Genomic DNA, 18,722 nt, shown 5'->3' with positions numbered 1-18,722 from the left:
AATGATTGGCGTCCCGTACGGGATTCGAACCCGTGTTGCCGCCGTGAAAGGGCGATGTCCTAGGCCTCTAGACGAACGGGACAGAGGCAATATGTTCTTTTTGAATAGCAGAACGAGCTATGTAGTATAAACACCAACAATCATTGTTTAATGATTGGCGTCCCGTACGGGATTCGAACCCGTGTTGCCGCCGTGAAAGGGCGATGTCCTAGGCCTCTAGACGAACGGGACAGAGGCAATGAGGTTCTACTTACATGGCAATTGGGTTTTGGTCAAGGACAATTTATACAAAAGCTGCATCTTTTATGAAAAAATCTGCATTTTCACGACCATTCCAGCTATTTGTGCGCAACCATCCTGCTAAATGCATAGGGCGACGGTTGTTATAATCCTCTAAATATGGCGTAATCGGATGTTGATCGGCCTTAAACATCAAGGCTTTGATGCTGGCACCATTTTCCCCTTGCAGTGTTAACCGTAATGTATTGCTGTCTTTGCCGATTCTATCAGAGCGCAGAATATGAACATGAGATAACACAATTAAAGGCTCATCATTTCCGTTCCCAAAAGGGGTCAGACTCTCTATTTGTTTGGCCAGCTCAACCGTAGCCCCTGCAACAGTGGTGACGCCTTCGACTTCTAAATCAACGACACTGGGTGCGTCAGCAGCTTTGGATAAATATTCATTCAGGAACTGATGCAAAGCCTCTGTTTGATCTTTGTGATAGCTATATCCAGCAGCCATAGCATGACCACCACCATGCAATAATAACCCTGCTTGCTTGGCTGCGATAATTGCTGCGCCTAAATCTAGTCCAACAATGGAACGTCCAGACCCTTTGATCGTCCCATCTGAAAGCTCTGCCCCAATCAAGGTTGGTCTGTTGATTTGTTCTTTGATTCGTCCTGCTACAATCCCCACAATGCCAGGATGCCAGTCACTATGATGTAATAGAATAACAGGCGAGCCCTTTTCATGTTGCTCTAATGCTAAGTCCGTTGCTTGTTGTAATACACCTTGTTCAATATTTTGGCGCTGTTTGTTAATCGTGTCTAAGCGTTCTGCTAATTGATGGGCTTCTACAGGATTATGACAAGTCAGCAATTTTAATCCCAAATCAGATTCGGAAATACGACCGCCAGCATTAATTCTTGGACCTAAAGCAAAACCACAGCTGAATGCATCAGGCGCTTTTTGTACGCCCGAGACTTCCAAAAGGGCAGCAAGGCCAATCCGTTCTCTTTTCCCTAAAACTTTCAACCCTTGCGTGACAAGCGCACGATTTAAGCCGGTTAATGGCATGACATCACAAATTGTCGAAAGTGCCACTAAGTCTAATAAGTTGAAAAGATCAGGTTTTGGATGATTTTCAAAATATTGCTGCTGCTGCAAAGCTCTGGTAACGGCGATGCAAGCAATAAAACTGACCCCACCAGCACATAAATACCCTAATCCTGAATCGCAATCTAATTGATTCGGATTGACGCTGGCGAAAATATGAGGTGCTGTCTCGCATTTATGGTGGTCAAGTACAATAATGTCAGTTTTATCTTGGGGGATTGCATCAAATACTTGATGTGAAGCAGCCCCACAATCGACACATATAATTAATGTCACGCCTTGATCGATGAGGCTTTGCAAGGCGGGGATATTGGGTCCATATCCTTCTTTGATTCGGTCAGGAATATAGACGATAGGGGAGAGGTGAAGATCATTAAAATATTGCGTAAGAATAGCCGAAGAACATCCACCATCAACATCATAATCCCCGAAAATAGCAATTTTTTCTTGTTGAATAACGGCTTTGGCAATGCGATCGGCTGCTTTGTCCATATTTTTCAAACAAGAAGGGTTAGGCAATAAGTTTTTTAACTTTGGATCAAGGAAATGCTCCACTGCTTGGGGCGATACCCCACGCACGGCAATCATCCTGCCAACGATGTCGTAAAGCGAGGCTTTTTGAGCGATATGTTGAGCATGGCGATCTAACGCAGTTGGATCACAAGAGGATGGCATACGCCATAACCACCGCCGCCCAGAAAGGCTTTGTTGTATATTCAGGGCAAGCGGTGCTTCAGAAGAAGGTTTTTTTAATAATTCAGACACTGGCTAACAGTTAAATTTATTTAATATCCATTGGTTTTGCTAAGATATTATGGCGTGCATTCACAAAGCGAACCGTTTTTGAGCGAGAACGTGTTACCAAAGAATTGGTCCATACGTAATTTCCTCTCCATTGAACGCCTTTTAGAATATCGCCCGTGGTAACGCCTGTTGCAGAGAATAATACATTGCCACTAGCCATATCTTCTAAAAAGAGTTTTCTTTGAGGATCGCCTTCGCTCATTGTTTTGGCACGATCAATCTGAGATTGATCTTCAAACAGTAAACGCCCTTGCATTTGCCCATCAAAGCATCGAAGTGCAGCTGCTGCTAATACTCCTTCGGGAGCACCACCAGAACCTATGAATATATCGACATTGCTGTCAGGAATACAAGTGGCAATAATCCCAGCCACATCCCCATCAGAAAGTAATTTGACACGCACGCCGACTTCACGAGCCTTGGCAATCATTTCTTGATGGCGGTCTCTGTCCAATGCGCTCAGCGTAATTTCGGAAACATCCACTTTTTTTGCTTTGGCAAGATTACGCAAATTGGTTTCAATAGAATTATCAATATCAATCACGCCTTCTGGATAATCAGGGCCAATTGCTATTTTATCCATATAGATATCTGGAGCATGAAGGAATTTGCCTTCTTCAGCCAAGGCAACCACCGTAATCGCATTAGGAAGATTTTTAGCAGTCAGATTGGTTCCTTCTAATGGATCAACAGCAATATCCATTTTTGGGCCACCGGAACCGACGTTTTCACCAATATAAAGCATTGGTGCTTCGTCCATTTCACCTTCACCAATGACCACTGTTCCAGAAATGGCAACAGTATCAAATGCATGCCTCATTCCCTCTACTGCGGCATTGTCAGCCTCGTTCTTTTTCCCTCGGCCAATCCAGCTAAATGATTGAATAGCAGCAGCTTCGGTTACTCTGACAAGTTCTAATGCAAGATTGCGATCAGAAACAGTATAGGTTGAAGTCGTAGGAGAAGAGAGAGGCATAGTAAATGATATCCTTAAAATAACTGCTTATGCTTCTTCAATACGAAGCATAATATGTTTTTCTGTAATAACTGGTAGTTTTTGAATGGCTTGTAAGGCTTGCAGTAACGATTCTTCTTTGGTCTTATGCGTTACTAAAATTATAGGTACAATAGGTGTATCATCAGTATCATTGGTTGCACCATGTTGTAGTAAGCTGCGCAAAGACACATTATGTTCTTTTAGAATAGTTGCAATATCCGCAACAACACCAGGTTTGTCTTGAACCATTAATCGAATGTAATAGGCTTTGACAAATTCATTGCGAGAGACAACGGTCGCTGGTGTTAACTCTTTCCAATCGGTTCCCCACATTGGAATGGTTGAACCTCTGGCAATATCAATAATATCAGCACTGACTGCGGTGGAAGTTGGCCCTTCTCCTGCACCAGCACCTTCTAACATTAATCGGCCAGAAAATTCGCCTTCGGTAAAGACCGCATTGGTCACACCATCTACACGTGCAAGTGGCGTATCATACGGTAACAAAGCAGGATGAACACGTAATTCGATACGGTTATCTTGGTGTTGTTGTGCAATTCCAATCAATTTGATGGTATATCCCAGCTCTTTGGCATAGTGTAAATCGTCTGGATTGATGCCACGAATACCTTCAACAAACACATCCTTAAAGTGAATCGTATGTCCAAAACCTAGGCTGGCTAGAATAGCCAATTTATGCGCGGCGTCAAATCCATCAATATCGGTCGAAGGATCTGCTTCGGCATAGCCCAGTTCTTGAGTTTCTTTAAGAATATCATTAAATGCGCAACCTGTCTTCGCCATGGCAGTCAAAATATAGTTACAAGTCCCATTTAAGATCCCACCAATACGTTTCAAACGGTCTGGGGTTAATGCTTCTTTGATGGTTTTAATAACAGGAATTCCGCCTGCAACCGCTGCTTCGAATAAAAGTGGAACATTTTTTTCTTCGGCAAGTTTTGCCAATTCATCGCCGTGTAAAGCAATTAATGCTTTGTTGGCAGTAACCACGCCTTTGTGGGCTTTTAATGCTGCACAAACCAAATCATAAGCAATTCCGTTGGCGCCACCAATCAACTCGACAACAACGTCAATCTTAGGATTGGAAACAAGATCCATTGGGTCATCAACCCATTGAATATGGGATAAATCGATCCCTCGATCTTTTGCTTTGCTTTTAGCGCTGATCGCCACGATTTCAATAGGACGACCAGCTTTGTGGGTGACGGCATTGGCGTTGGCTTGTAAAAGGCGGACAACGCCACCTCCTACGGTTCCAAGACCAGCAATTCCCAGTTTTAATGGTTTGCTTACAGACGGGTTACTCATAAAATGTTCTCCAGGTTACGATAGATATATAGATATTCGTTTAACTTTATTATTTCGAATGAGAATTCATAAAGTTTTTAATAGAGCGACAAGCTTGTCGTAATCTTTGGGTATTTTCAACCAAACCAATACGAACAAAATCATCGCCATATTCACCAAAGCCCAATCCAGGCGCGACAGCAACCTGTGCTTCTTTCAGGAGTAATTTGGAAAATTCGACACTGCCCAAATGTTTGAATTGCTCTGGAATAGGTGCCCAAGCAAACATAGATGCTGGTGGTGAAGGGACATCCCACCCCGCATTATGGAGGCCTTTAATCAAGGTATCACGGCGATCTTTGTAGAGATCACGCATTTCTTGGATATAATCTTGTGGGCCATTTAATGCAGCAACCGCAGCAATCTGAATAGGGGTAAATGCCCCATAGTCGAGATAAGATTTAATGCGAGTCAAAGCAGCGATTAGTTTAGGATTACCCGCGGCAAAACCAATGCGCCAGCCAGCCATGGAATAGGTTTTTGACATAGAAGTAAATTCGACTGCGATATCTTTCGCGCCAGGCACTTCCAAGATAGAAGGTGGAATTTGGTCACCATAATACAGCTCTGCATAAGCAAGGTCTGATAGAATCCAAATGGATTCTTTTTTAGCAAACGCGACCAGTTCGCGATAGAAATCTAAACTTGCAACATAAGATGTTGGATTGGATGGGAAATTCACAATCAACGCGGTGGGTTTAGGAATTGAATGATGAACCGCTCTATGCAAGGCTTCGAGCATATTTTCGTCTGGTGTTGCAGGAATAGAACGCACTGCTGCGCCTGCAATGATAAATCCAAATTGATGAATAGGATAAGATGGGTTGGGAACTAAAATTGTGTCCCCTGGGCTGGTAATAGCGGATGCTAAATTGGCCAAGCCTTCTTTGGAACCCAATGTCACGATTGCTTCGTTTTCTGGATCCAAAGATACATTGAAACGACGTTGATAATAATTGACCAATGCTTTACGCAAACCAGGAATTCCACGGCTTACGGAATATCCATGCACACGAGAGGATGAAGTTGCTTCAACTAATTTTTGCACCACATGTTCTGGTGGGCGGCTGTCTGGGTTTCCCATGCCGAGATCGATAATGTCTTCACCGCGCGCACGTGCCGCTTTTTTCGCCGCGTTAACTTCTGCAAAGACATAAGGAGGGAGGCGGCGTATGCGATGAAATTCTTCGGTCATAGGAAACTCTATTCTGTGAAAATGTTAAAATAATAAATTATTCATCCATTCTAATTCGGACACCATGGCCGATAGCATGTGCACGAATGACAATAGACGATTCTGGTACATTATGAGCAATTAACATTTTTGCAACTGTTTTTGCACGTAATAATGCCAAAGATAATGCTTTTGACTGTGAATCCGGTGAAATTGAATAAGCATCGCCATATCCGTGAACAAAAATGGTGCGTCCATGGCGTTGCCAAGCAATCGAATTGATAAGCCCATCTTGTTTAGGATTGGGTGTATCTGAATCAACAGGAAATGTGATTAAATCTCCCTTTGGAGCCTCCAAAGGTAAAGCTGCGGGTTGAAATGCAGGGGGGAGATGCGCATCAGAAGGAATATTAAAACCAGGAAATTTCGAGGGCGCAGGTGGGTTCACAGGAATTTCAGGAATGACAACAGTCTGATTATCAATTTGTGCGCGCAGAGCGGGCATTACCACAGGCACAGGTGCCGGAGAGGGTTCTTTTTTCGATTCTTTGGGTTTTTCTTCTGGTTTTTTTGTTTCTTTAGGTGGTGGACTATCTGGCTGCTTCGGATCAGGAGGTGTTGGATCCTGTCCAACAGCGTCAAAGGATGCGGATGATGTTTGTGAATTTTGATTATTTTCTGTTGTTTTTGATTGGTCTGTACGGGGTGCTTGTTTATTGTCTGCTACTTGTTGAGGTGCAGCTGGAATTTTTGGAATTTCAAGAGGTGTAACCGTATTTTGCCAATCAGATAAGGTTCTATCCCTGGTTAATGAGTTCGTAATTTCATTTCTTAACGCAGGGGACGGCAGCGCAGGGGGTTGGGTTGGTGTTAATCCAACATAAGGATAAGATTGATCGTTTCCAGGGACAGGCAGGCGAGGTTGTGAGACGATCCCGCCTTCAATATTGTGGTACCAGCCCACGGGCGTTTTAATAACAGGACTATTTGCACAGCTTGTTAACCCTAAAAAACCGATGAATAAACTATATCGAAAAACTGGTTGACGGATAAAGGACACTCTTTTGAACCTTAAATTTAAAAACAGCATTAAATAATTTTAATAGTATTATAGGTTTTTTTACGAATACGCTATTTTCCTTTTGCAACACTTGGAAAATAATCATGAAAAATCATGGCCAAAAGAAAATATATTAAAAAAATAGTGGTTTTTATATAAAGAACACTAAATTATTTTCTATTCTGATTGTTGAAGTGTATAAGGATTAGCAACAAATGTATTTATATGCAGTTTATATGTTTTATTGACTTTGTAATATTAAGGGGAAGATAAATGAATTTTATGCAAACGACGTCGCATGATGCGATAATTTTAGATGATAATGATCCAGAAGAACCCGTAAATCCCTCAGAAAAAAATGAAAAGGAAGAAAATTCAGCCCCATCCAGTTCAGTATTGGAAAGCAAACTTTTTAAAGAGCGCAAAATTTTAATATTTGGTGAAGTTCATGACAAATTAGCCAAGGAAGTAACCGCGCGTCTGTTGGCTTTGGCATATGATTCTGATCGTCCAATTGATGTTTATGTGAACTCACCTGGTGGTCATGTTGAAAGTGGCGATACCATTCACGATATGATTCGCTTTGTTGATGCGCATGCGCCTGTGAATATGATTGGTACAGGATGGGTTGCATCTGCTGGCGCGTTGATTTTTGCTGCAGGTCACAAAGAACGTCGTTTCTGTTTGCCTAACACGCGTTTTTTACTCCATCAACCTATGGGTGGGGTCAGAGGACCAGCGACCGATATTGATATTGAAGCAAGAGAAATTATTAAAATGCGTGAGCGTTTAAACTATATTTTTGCCAAGGAAACTGGTCATTCTTATGAAAAAATTGCAAAAGATACAGACCGCAATTACTGGATGTCCGCAAAAGAGGCAATTGAATATGGATTAGTCAGCAAAATTATTCATACATGGTCTGACTTAAAATAATTTCATTGAGGGAGATTTGGTTAAATGTCTAATTTAGAAGTGATTTACACGCAGTTACCTGAAAATTTGCACGATTTACCTCAGCCTAAATCTGATAAAGAGTTAGAGGAAATGAATTATCGAGTACGCCATTGGATGAGTGCTATTCCTGGCTCGATAAAAATCGGTAGTAAAGAGCACAAGCAGGCAATGTGTCAGATGTTTCGTGAGACATTTAACCCCTATAGACCTACTTTTATGGATTGGCCAAAATTAAGCGAAGAAGAAATTAATCGGTTAAAAAGTCTGCCGATCTGGGATATTGCTGTTCACACAGAAGGTAAAGCACGTCTTAGAATGGCAGCTTTTGTAAATGAATTGCTTGATCCCGAAGTGGCAGATGCCATCGCCAGAAATGCTTGGGAAGAAAACCGCCATAAAGAAGTTCTTGAGGATATGGTCAAATTTTATGGTATTCCCCTAGCTCAAGAGCAGGAATACCAAGCACCCAAAGATGCAGAATGGGCCTATATGGTTACAGGATTTAGCGAATGTTGGGATAGTTTTTTTGCTTTTGGTTTATTTGCTATTGCTGAAAAGTCTGGTTTTTTTACAAAAGAGCTTATTGAAACGTTTGAACCCGTAATGCAAGAAGAGTGTCGTCATATCTTGCTTTTTGCGAATTGGCTTGCTTGGCATCGTAAAAATATGCCTTTATTAAAAAGGGCAAAATTCGAAGTTAAACTATGGGCCGTCCATGCATTTTTAATTTATGAACGTATGGGGTTAATTAAAGATGTCGACGTTGATGGACAGGAATATTACGAAGACAATAACTTTACCATTAATGGTGTTGCTGAGTTGGGAAAAGAAAAGACGACACTTAAAGAATTTTTAAAATTATGTCTTGCTGAAAACGATCGTCGTTTTGCCGGCTATGATCGTCGCTTGGTCAGACCCAAGACAGCACCATTTTTAACAAAATTACTATTACGTATTTTGCCAGAAAAGATTAAAAACAAACAAATTGATTGATAATCTGAATGATTCATTTTCATCCTCTTTCAAAGTAATCTGAAAGAGGATTTTTTATGTCTTGATGGGCAAACAAAATTGTCTGGCTGTACGACTTGAACTCAGATTGTTTGGAACTTTTCCTAACAGTTTAAACTCATCAATATATTGAGCTATTTGTTCCCATAATTGATTATTGATCGGGGCAATGTTTTGATTTTCATTTTTTAACATTTGTAAAATTTGTTTAGAGTTCATACCCTTCCATTCGTCGGCAAGCAATATGCTAGTTTCTTGTAAATGCTGCGTTTGCCATTTCGAAGATTGTCGGATACTCAATGCCAAAGGCACAGCAATATCGGGATTCTTTTCTAAAAATTGGTTGCTGATGCCAAGAATCCGATTGGCTCTGGAGCTCCAGCTGCCAGTCTGGCTGCCAGCCAATTCAAAGATTTGTTTGTTGGCATTACTTAAGATTTCCCACATAAAAGGGTCATATCCAATAATAGCTTGTACTTGATTAGACAGTAATGCTGGTAATAATTCTTCTTTTTCCATTTCAACCCATTTGATATTTCGTTCAGGGTTTAGTCCTTTACGCCTTAATAAAATGGAAAAGAAAAGACGTTCTTTTTCTGCATGACGGCGTGTTGCGATTTTTAAGTCTGCTAAATCAACTAATCTGTCGATTCGGCTTTTTTTAGAAACCAGAAGACGGAAATTACCACCACTGATGCCAACCAATAGCCGAGCTTGCATTCCAGCTAAAAGATTAGGTAACCAATCTAAAACAGATAAAACGGTTGCATCGCACATATTATTTTTAAAAGCATCCAATGCTTGTAGGTGGTTTTGAATATTGGGCAGGATTGTTACGTTTAAACCATAATTTTGAAAGAAATCTTCTGTTTGGGCAATTGTTAGCAGTGAATCGATTTCACTTTTTGGCCATGCAATACGAATAGATTGAGGTTTGTATTCACCAATCAAATTTTTTTTATGAGTAATAAAATGGTAAGATGTATATCCACTTCCGCCTGCAAGGAAAAAAGTTCCAGCAAGACCAAGGAGTGTTTTTCTGCGTGTTATTAAAGACTTCTGAGATTTGTTCTGAATATTCATAAGATATATTTACTAAAATTTAAAAAAAAATACAAAAAATTAAAAAAAACACTTTACCATTAATATCAAATTAGGCTATAGAGTGTGCATGGCTGATCCCGAATAGCTCAGTTGGTAGAGCTAGCGACTGTTAATCGCTCGGTCGTAGGTTCGAGTCCTACTTCGGGAGCCATATGTTCTTTAAAAGAATTATCAACTTATCCCCACCTATATTCAAAGTTGTTGCCATTAAATTTATGTAAATATATGGTTGTTTCTATTTTAACACTGTATGTTTTTATTTCGTTTTAATGATCTGAAATTACATTAATTTTACTATGACAGTTGAGCAAACTATATTTATATAATGCTTGGCTCATTCTAGATAATAAAGCACCTGTATAAAGAGTGATTGTCTTTATTGCTTTGTTAATTTAGTGATTTTTTAACTTCTAAAGACGATAATAGGTAAATATGGCATTATTTTGGAATAAACCCAGCCTTTTGCGGAAAAAAGAATTTTCTTTTCTGTCTTGTTTGCTAGTTATGGGGGGAATGGTTTTATTTGATTCTGCTGCAAAAGCAGATGGACAAAAGAATAAACCATCAACAGAAGAGTTCACAGATGATAACTCACCCTTGAATGGATTAACAGATTGGCATTTAGTGCCAGCAGGTGGGGGTGGAGACTGGAAAACAGCAATCGGTCGTGTCCAAAGTAACGCCAAAGATATTGAACGTTTAAAAACAGAGGGTAATCCTTTGCTTCCTCAACCAGAGCATTTGTTTGGTACGTGGGGTGGGATTAATCCTTGGCTTTATAAACGTGGTATTAACTTAAATTTAGATAATCAAAACGAATTTGCAGGCAATATTACTGGAGGAAAGAAAAAGGGCGCAACAAATGCAGGCGCTGTAGATGCCAACCTTGATGTTGACTGGAGTACCCTTGTTGGCAAAAACTGGCTAACAGATGGGCTAGTTTCTCATATGACTGTGTTGGGTCGTTATGGATCACCCGTCAGTAAATTGGTTGGTGAAAATATTACCTCTGTTCAAGAAATATATGGTGCAGGTGGAAATGTTGTAGCCAAACTTGTTAACCTCTATAATGACAAATATTTTATGGATGGTAAGATCGTTACCTCTTTTGGACGTACAAGTGTGGGCGGGTTTTATGCGACCAGTCCAATTCACTGTTACTTTATGAATAACGGTCTGTGCGGTAACCCCAAACCTTTAACCGGACAAGCAGCTGGGTTTAATGCTTGGCCAGATTCAACATGGGGCATGACAACTTTATTTCGTCCTATAGAGCATTTTTATGTTCGTATTGGAATATTTCAAGTCAGTCGTGCGGCCTATGGTAATGCCTCCGGACATCGTGCTGGTTGGGCTTCATTGGTCAGAACGGGCAGTGACGCTGGTGGTGAATTCCCACTTGAAGTTGGATATGAACCACATTGGGGGAAAAATGATCTGGTTGGTCATTACAAAGCTGGTTTTGCTTATGATACGTCCTCTTATCCTGTTTGGGGGAGCGGATTGAATGGAAAAAAAATTACAGCAATGAACGGTTCCGATCAACGTTGGAAACGTGGTCGTGATGTTGAATGGTTGCTATTGGATCAGATGTTTCATCGTAATGGTCCTGGCGATTTAAATGGTGTTATTGGTTATGTTGGCTTTGTTCACAGTAACCCTTTGACATTTCAACGTCAAAATCAAGTCATTGTTGGGATGATTAATACAGGCTTTTGGAAAGCCAGACCGATGGATGCTTTTGGTCTTTTATTTATACACCAAATTATGAGTGGTAAAATGCGTGATGCACAGCGTTATAATTTGGCGCATGGTTTCCCTATTCAAAATATTGGTGACGCAACGGGAATACAAACCTCTGAAACCAGTTTTGAAGCAACCTATATTATACATGTATATAGAGGTGTTCGTTTTCAACCAGATTTCCAGTATGAAATTCATCCGAATGCGCAAAAAAATATCAAAGATGCTGCATTCTTAGGATTTAAAAGTCGTATAGATTTCTAATTCAAACTGTTTAGACATAAGTAATAAAAGGACAGGTTTTAATAATTATAGTTAAAATAGTTATTAAAGCCTTTTTTATTTATAAATTTTGCGAAAAAGGTTTTAAATTGTTTTGTTGATTTGTTTAGTCGATTATTTAATTTTAAGAGTAGAATATATCAATACGTTATTAATTATTTTATAAAGGCTGCCATCATGAAAATATCCCATATTTTTCTTATGTCCTCTATGCTTGTAAGCATGCCTAGTTTAGCATTATCTGTCGAGCCAGTATGGAAAGATTCTTCATTATCTACAGAAGCTCGTGCAAAAGCATTAGTCAAAGCGATGACACAAGAGGAAAAACTACAATTAGTAGTTAGTCGTTATGGGGTTCATGGTGGGCCAGGAAACGAATCTACTCCGAAAGAAGCTTTAGGTTCTGCGGGATATGTGCCTGGTATTCCTCGTTTAGGTATTCCAGCGCAACAAATTACCGATGCAAGTTTGGGCATTACAAATCCCCAAAATGTAAGACCTGGTGATGCTGCGACTTCGTTGCCCAGTGGACAAATTTTATCAGGAACTTTTGATCCAGATCTTGCCTACGAAGCGGGTCAGATGATGGGTAAAGAGGCTTATCACAGAGGATTTAATGTCCTTCTTGGTGGTGGGGGAGCTGTATTAGTTCGAGACCCCAGAAATGGTCGCAATTTCGAATATTTAGGTGAAGATTCATTGGTTGCAGGCAACATGGCAGCAGCTCAGATTCAAGGGGTGCAAAGTCAGCATGTAATTGCCACAGCAAAACAATTTGCTTTTGGAGCCATTGAAACCAATCGTATGAAGGTTGATATGCGTATTGGTGAGAAAGAAGCAAGAGAATCAGATTTGTTGGCTTTTGAGATTGCAGTAAAACAAGGGAAACCTGGTGCAATTATGTGTGCTTATAACAAAGTCAATGGGGATTATAGTTGTGAAAATAGTTATTTGCTGCAATTACCGAAAAAAAACTGGGCATATCGAGGATATATCTTAACAGACTGGGGCGCAACGCATAGTACTGAAAAATCTGCCAACGCAGGTTTGGATCAGGAATCTGGTGCTTCATTCGATACAAAAGTGTTTTTTGGTAAAGATTTAAAACGAGCCATTGCAAAAGGTGAAGTATCACAGGGTCGTTTGGATAATATGGTTTATCGGATTGTATATAGTTTGATGGATGTTGGTGCATACGATCATCCATCTTATAAATCAAATCAACCCGAAGACGTTGCAGCAAATGAAGCTGTTTCACAAAAAGTTGCGGAAAATGGGATTGTTTTGTTAAAGAATTCTCATAATGTTTTACCTTTATCTCCTCAAATTAAAAAGATTGCGATTATTGGTGGTAAGGCCGATCAGGGCGTAATGTCAGGAGGAGGATCTTCTCAGGTGACGGCTAGAGGGGGTAATATCATTGACCAAACAAGAACACAACGTTGGCCAGGGCCTGTTTCCTATTTTCCATCTTCCCCGATGAAAGCGATTCAAGCACTGGCACCAAATACAAAAGTTGATTTTGCGACAGGAAATAATATTCAAGAAGCTGTTGCATTGGCAAGTCATGCTGATGTGGCGATTGTTTTTGCCACTAAATGGAGTGCAGAGGGATTTGATAGTGCCAATCTAGAATTGTTTGGTAATCAAAATCAACTAATTGAAGCCGTTGCGAAAACAGGCAAACCCGTGATTGTTGTTTTGGAAACGGGTAACCCTGTGGAAATGCCTTGGCTAAATAATGTTGATGCTGTTGTTGAAGCTTGGTATCCGGGAACTTCTGGCGGGCCAGCTATTGCTAATATTTTATTTGGCAAAGTAAACCCATCTGGACGTTTGACAACCACATGGCCAAAAGCGTTAAGTCAAGTTCCTTATCCGTATATCGCTGGTGCGGGGCATATGCCTGCGATACAAAAGTTAAATGTGAAACAATATTCTGCACATAACCAACTGGTTTCTTCGGTTAACTTAAATGAAGATGGTGCGAATGTTGGATATCGTTGGTATGAACAAAAACGTTTAACGCCTCTTTATTCCTTTGGGTATGGCTTATCCTATACAACTTTTAAGTATAAAAAAATTAACGTTGTTAAAGATTTCACATCAGATCAACATTTAATTACGGCTAATGTGACGATAGAAAACACAGGAAAGCGCGACGGTGCTGATGTTATTCAGGTTTATGGAAAGATGCCTGATGGAACACCAAGTCGTTTACTTGGGTTTAAAAAGGTTGATTTGAAAGTAGGTGAAACAAAAACTGTTGCAGTGACCTTGTTTCCGGCCAGTTTGTCTCATTATCTTCCTGAAAAACATGACTGGGAAATTAACCCAGGGTCTTATGAAATTTTTGTCAGACCAAATGCGCTGTCTACTGATGGCTTAAAAACAACGATGCACTTGGATAAGATTGATCTGCCTGATTGATCATATTCTTTATTAAGTAGAATTCTTATGCAGCCACGGTTCTTTTAGCCGTGGCTGTATTCTTATAACAACATAACGTGTACAACCCTCAATCAATATTGACTGTTCGAAATAAATATAAGCTAATAGTAGAATATATTTTGATTATAGAAGGACATTCTTGTGAAATTATCTCAGTTATTTTTACTGTCATCTATTCTTGTTAGTGTTCCATCAATTGGACATGCAGAAGAAGCAAGTTGGAAAGACACATCTCTTTCCGCAGAAGCTCGTGCAAAAGCCTTAGTTAAGGCAATGACACAAGATGAAAAATTGCAACTAGTTGCTAGTCAGTATGCGGTTGATAATGGGTCTAAACATTTACCTATTCCCAAGGGCGCTCTGGGCAGTGCAGCTTATGTTGCGGGTATCCCTAGATTAGGTATCCCAGCACAACAAATCACTGATGCTGGACTAGGGGTCACTAATCCAAATCATATTCGTCCAAACGATGCTGCTACTTCATTACCAAGTGGTCAAATTTTGTCTGGAACATTTGATCGAAACCTTGCTTATGAAGCGGGGAAGATGACAGGTGCAGAGGCATTTCATCGTGGCTTTAATGTTCTATTAGGCGGTGGTATGGTCTTAACCAGAGATCCAAGAATTGGTCGTAATTTTGAATATCTTGGCGAAGATCCGATCTTGGCAGGAAATATCGGTGCAGAGCAAATAAAAGGTGTTCAAAGTCAACATGTTGTTTCAACGGCTAAACATCTTGCGTTTAATAATATTGAAACCAACCGCAAAAAAATTGATATGAAGGTTGGTGAAAAAGAAGGAAGAGAATCAGACTTACTTGCTTTTGAAATTGCGATTAAAAAAGGTAATCCTGGTTCGATTATGTGTGCCTATAATAAAGTGAATGGGGATTATAGTTGTGAAAATAGCTATTTATTACAACTTCCTAAAAAAGAATGGGGATATCAGGGATATATTATGACCGATTGGGGGGCGGGTCATAGTACAGTTAAAGCTGCCAATGCAGGATTAGACCAAGAATCTGCTGCCGACCAGTTTGATAATAAGATCTATTTTGGTAAAGATTTAAAAGAAGCCATTGCTAAAGGTGAGGTTCCACAAAGCCGTCTTGATGACATGGCATATCGTGTATTATATGGGTTAATTCAAGTTGGAGCTTATGACCATCCAGCCGTAAAGTCGACTCAATCCGAAGATGTCGCTGCGCATGAGGCTATTTCACAGAAAGTCGCAGAAAATGGGATTGTACTCCTTCAAAATAAACAGAATATTTTACCATTAGCAGCAACAGTGAAGAATATTGCGATTATTGGTGGTAAAGCTGATAAAGGTGTTCTGTCTGGTGGTGGTTCTTCTCAAGTCACAGCAAGAGGGGGGAATATTACTGATCCTACCAGTATGCAAACATGGCCTGGTCCTGCATCTTATTTCCCATCCTCACCCATGAAAGCAATTCAAGCATTGGCTCCAAAGGCTAAGATACAATTTGCTGAAGGAAACAATATTGATGAAGCGGTTAAATTAGCCAGCCAATCAGATGTTGTGATTATATTTGCAACCAAATGGAGTGCTGAAAGTTTCGATAATGCAGATATGAGCTTGCCTGGCAATCAAAATCTGTTAATTGAAGCGGTTGCTAAAGCAGGAAAACCCGTTATAGTTGTTTTGGAAACAGGAAATCCTGTTGAAATGCCTTGGTTAAATAACGTCGATGCAGTGGTTGAAGCTTGGTATCCAGGAACCTCTGGCGGGACAGCGATTGCTAATATTTTATTTGGTAAAGTCAATCCATCTGGGCGTTTAACTATTACCTGGCCTAAATCTTTGGCACAAGTTCCATATCCTAAAATTACCAATGCTGGGCAAAGATGGAACGAAGATGATCCTGTAAAAGAAGATAAGCCTGATTTATCAGGCATTAAGACTTTTAGTTTGGATGTCGACAAAGCCAATGTTGGCTATCGCTGGTATCAAGATAAAAAGATTACGCCACTTTATCCATTTGGATATGGATTATCTTATTCGACATTTAAATACAACAAGATCACCTTGAATAATAATTTATCTGGTAAAAACCCAACTATGACAGCCGAAGTTACGGTTGAAAATACAGGTAACAAAGATGGTGCGGATGCGGTTCAGGTATATGGCACGATACCAGATGGCACAACCAGTCGTTTGCTTGGATTTGATAAAGTTGCGTTAAAGGCAGGGGAAACAAAAACAGTTTCAATTCCATTGGCTTTACAAGCGATTGCGAATTATGAACCCAAAGCCCATCATTGGGAATTACCAGCAGGTACTTATACGATTGCTGTGAAACCTGACGCACTTTCTAATGAAGGCGTGAAAACAACGGTTCATATTAATAAAATGAATCTGGCTGATTAATTTATTTTTTTGTTGAGTTATTTTATGTAGCCACGGTTATCTTAGCCGTGGCTATTTTGTTATGGTATCGTTTATAATTGAGTGAAGCTACTTTTGATTTGAAAAGAGTAAATAAATGAATATTTCTATGTCGTCTTTGTATTTATGGATTAATGTTATTAAGGCAATTGGCCCTATTATTATTAGTGTTTTTGGTATAGCGATTGCTTTCGGCCAATTTATAATATCAAAGCGTCAAAGTAAAATATCTCAGATGCAATTAGCTTTGGAGAAGCAACAAGCCGATATTGCCCAGAAGAAAGTTGAATTAGATATTCGAGATAGAAGGTATGAAGTATTTAAACGGTGGAATGAGGCTTATTTCTTTTTTAAAGATCATTCAAAGGTGAATATTTCTGACAACATATTTTTTGATGCTAGAAGTAAATTGCTTTCAATCTCTGAAGAGATTTTTTACTCTTTTGGTCAAAATACTTTCATTGTAGATCATATCGCAACTATGAAAAATGATATGGTAGATATAGAGAATACCCGATTTAGATGGGAAGAAAGTATAAATCGGACTTTTGATGCTTCTAGCGGTGTTGTATATAAATGTGGAAGCTCATATTTCAAGGATAAAAAGTTTAATCATTCTAGCTCATATGAATATAATCCTACTGATTATAATATATTTAAGGGATTATGTAACTTTCATGATAATCGTATAGAACAACAACTGAAAAAAATTGACATTACAAAAGCACAATTAGAAACTATAATTATACCACAAATACAAATATCATAAAAAACGCCATACTCTCTCGAATATGACGCTCTTTACTAACTTATGTAATTAAAAATTACATCGCAGATTTGAAGATTGCTTCAACTTCTGCTTGGTTACCCACACGAGGGTTTGTAACCGCACAAGCATCTTTTAATGCGTTTGTTGCCAATGTTGGGATATCTTCTACTTTGACTTTAAGTTCGGTTAAGTTTGCAGGAATATTGACATCTTTTGACAATGCACGAATAGCGGCAATACAAGCTTTTGCCCCTTCTTCGTCACTCATATTATCAACATTTACACCCATTGCTTTGGCGATGTCTTTTAGGCGACCAGCACATTTTGGTGCGTTATATTCTTCGACATGAGGAAGAAGAACCGCATTACATACACCATGAGGAAGACCATAAAAGCCACCTAATTGGTGAGCCATCGCATGAACATAGCCCAATGAAGCATTGTTAAATGCCATACCAGCTAATAATTGTGCATAAGCCATGTTTTCACGTGCAACCATATTTGTGCCGTCTTTAACAGCGGTGCGTAGGTTTTCAGAAATCAAAGTGGCTGCTTTTAATGCACAAGCATCAGTAATTGGGGATGCAGCAATAGAAACATAAGCTTCCACAGCATGGGTTAATGCATCCATACCCGTCGCAGCAGTCAGTCCAGCAGGCATACCAGCCATTAGTGCAGGATCATTCACAGATAAAATAGGGGTGACCTGAGAAGTCACAATTGCCATTTTAATATGGCGCACTTCATCAGTAATAATACAGAAACGAGTAATTTCACTGGCAGTGCCAGCAGTTGTGTTGATCGAGACAAGTGGGAGTTGAGGTTTCTTGGGAACGTCTAAACCTTCATAATCTTTGATTTCCCCACCATTTGTTGCAAGAAGGGCAATCCCTTTTGCACAATCGTGAGGCGATCCACCCCCAAGAGAAATAACAAAATCACAGTTATTTGCTTTAAGGATTTTTAGCCCATCATTCACATTTGTTACGGTTGGGTTTGGGTTGGTTCCATCATAGACGGATGTTTTAATGCCTACTTTTCCAAGCAAGTCAGAAACTTGTTGTGCCGCACCAGATTTATTCATGAAAGTATCTGTCACGATTAACCCGTGTTTAAAGCCGTAACCTTGGATATGTGGCACGGCATCGCTTAAAGCATTTTCCCCAATAACGTTGACTGAAGGGATAAAAAATGTGGTACTCATAGATATTTGTCCTTTGTAATTTATCTAAGTTACGTAGTAATCATACA

General features: G+C 39.7%; 13 protein-coding genes and 3 tRNA genes. 7 read left to right on the top strand and 9 right to left on the bottom strand.

All coding sequences use genetic code 11. The features are described 5' to 3' along the window. Positions 1-6 precede the first annotated feature (6 nt). The 7 genes from PQG52_RS10425 to PQG52_RS10395 all read right to left on the bottom strand — a co-directional run bounded on the left by PQG52_RS10425 (position 7) and on the right by PQG52_RS10395 (position 6,745). Positions 7-82, bottom strand: a tRNA-Glu gene (locus PQG52_RS10425). Positions 83-155: 73 nt separating this feature from the next. Continuing rightward, positions 156-231 (bottom strand) — tRNA-Glu (locus PQG52_RS10420). A 52-nt stretch (positions 232-283) separates the two neighbouring features. Then, positions 284-2,017 carry a single-stranded-DNA-specific exonuclease RecJ gene (gene recJ / locus PQG52_RS10415; RefSeq protein WP_408869551.1) on the bottom strand — a complete coding sequence of 578 codons (1,734 nt, stop codon included), beginning with the start codon at positions 2,015-2,017 and terminating at the stop codon, positions 284-286. A gap of 106 nt (positions 2,018-2,123) precedes the next feature. After that, complete coding sequence (glpX, locus tag PQG52_RS10410) at positions 2,124-3,122, bottom strand: class II fructose-bisphosphatase (protein ID WP_271790275.1); 999 nt, start codon at positions 3,120-3,122, stop codon at positions 2,124-2,126. Positions 3,123-3,149: 27 nt separating this feature from the next. Continuing rightward, positions 3,150-4,472 (bottom strand): homoserine dehydrogenase, encoded by a 1,323-nt coding sequence (locus PQG52_RS10405; protein WP_271829411.1) that lies wholly within the window; start codon positions 4,470-4,472, stop codon positions 3,150-3,152. Positions 4,473-4,521: 49 nt separating this feature from the next. Continuing rightward, a complete protein-coding gene (locus PQG52_RS10400) occupies positions 4,522-5,706 on the bottom strand; it encodes an LL-diaminopimelate aminotransferase (RefSeq protein ID WP_271790277.1) in 1,185 nt (394 codons plus the stop codon). A gap of 37 nt (positions 5,707-5,743) precedes the next feature. Beyond that, entirely contained in the window at positions 5,744-6,745 is a 1,002-nt protein-coding gene (locus PQG52_RS10395; protein ID WP_271829409.1) for a hypothetical protein, read from the bottom strand. 273 nt (positions 6,746-7,018) lie between these two features. Here PQG52_RS10395 and PQG52_RS10390 point away from each other — a divergent pair, with 273 nt between their 5' ends. Then, on the top strand, positions 7,019-7,681 hold the full coding sequence (locus PQG52_RS10390) for an ATP-dependent Clp protease proteolytic subunit (protein ID WP_271790279.1): 663 nt from the start codon (positions 7,019-7,021) through the stop codon (positions 7,679-7,681). 24 nt (positions 7,682-7,705) lie between these two features. Continuing rightward, the gene (locus PQG52_RS10385; RefSeq protein WP_271829407.1) at positions 7,706-8,695 is read left to right on the top strand and encodes a ferritin-like domain-containing protein; all 990 of its coding nucleotides are present in this window, start codon (positions 7,706-7,708) and stop codon (positions 8,693-8,695) included. A 54-nt stretch (positions 8,696-8,749) separates the two neighbouring features. Here the strand turns inward: PQG52_RS10385 and PQG52_RS10380 are convergent, their stop codons facing one another. Continuing rightward, positions 8,750-9,796 carry an ABC transporter substrate-binding protein gene (locus PQG52_RS10380; protein ID WP_271829405.1) on the bottom strand — a complete coding sequence of 349 codons (1,047 nt, stop codon included), beginning with the start codon at positions 9,794-9,796 and terminating at the stop codon, positions 8,750-8,752. Between the two features lie 96 nt (positions 9,797-9,892). Here PQG52_RS10380 and PQG52_RS10375 point away from each other — a divergent pair. The 5 genes from PQG52_RS10375 (at position 9,893) to PQG52_RS10355 (ending at position 17,471) form a co-directional block, all read left to right on the top strand. Then, a tRNA-Asn gene (locus PQG52_RS10375) sits at positions 9,893-9,968 on the top strand. Positions 9,969-10,249: 281 nt separating this feature from the next. Continuing rightward, positions 10,250-11,824 carry a carbohydrate porin gene (locus PQG52_RS10370; protein ID WP_271829404.1) on the top strand — a complete coding sequence of 525 codons (1,575 nt, stop codon included), beginning with the start codon at positions 10,250-10,252 and terminating at the stop codon, positions 11,822-11,824. Positions 11,825-12,019: 195 nt separating this feature from the next. Beyond that, positions 12,020-14,272 (top strand): beta-glucosidase, encoded by a 2,253-nt coding sequence (locus tag PQG52_RS10365; protein ID WP_271829403.1) that lies wholly within the window; start codon positions 12,020-12,022, stop codon positions 14,270-14,272. Positions 14,273-14,434: 162 nt separating this feature from the next. Continuing rightward, entirely contained in the window at positions 14,435-16,684 is a 2,250-nt protein-coding gene (locus tag PQG52_RS10360) for a beta-glucosidase (RefSeq protein WP_271829402.1), read from the top strand. Between the two features lie 115 nt (positions 16,685-16,799). After that, complete coding sequence (locus PQG52_RS10355; protein WP_271829401.1) at positions 16,800-17,471, top strand: hypothetical protein; 672 nt, start codon at positions 16,800-16,802, stop codon at positions 17,469-17,471. Between the two features lie 55 nt (positions 17,472-17,526). Here PQG52_RS10355 and yiaY read toward each other — a convergent pair whose 3' ends face one another. Further along, on the bottom strand, positions 17,527-18,675 hold the full coding sequence (gene yiaY, locus PQG52_RS10350) for an L-threonine dehydrogenase (RefSeq protein WP_271829400.1): 1,149 nt from the start codon (positions 18,673-18,675) through the stop codon (positions 17,527-17,529). Positions 18,676-18,722: the final 47 nt, after the last annotated feature.

Origin of the sequence: Commensalibacter communis (genome assembly GCF_947179105.1) — a bacterium.
Lineage (GTDB): Bacteria > Pseudomonadota > Alphaproteobacteria > Acetobacterales > Acetobacteraceae > Commensalibacter > Commensalibacter communis.
The sequence above is the reverse complement of the archived record's forward strand: the minus strand, read 5'-3'. Positions and strand labels throughout refer to the sequence as shown.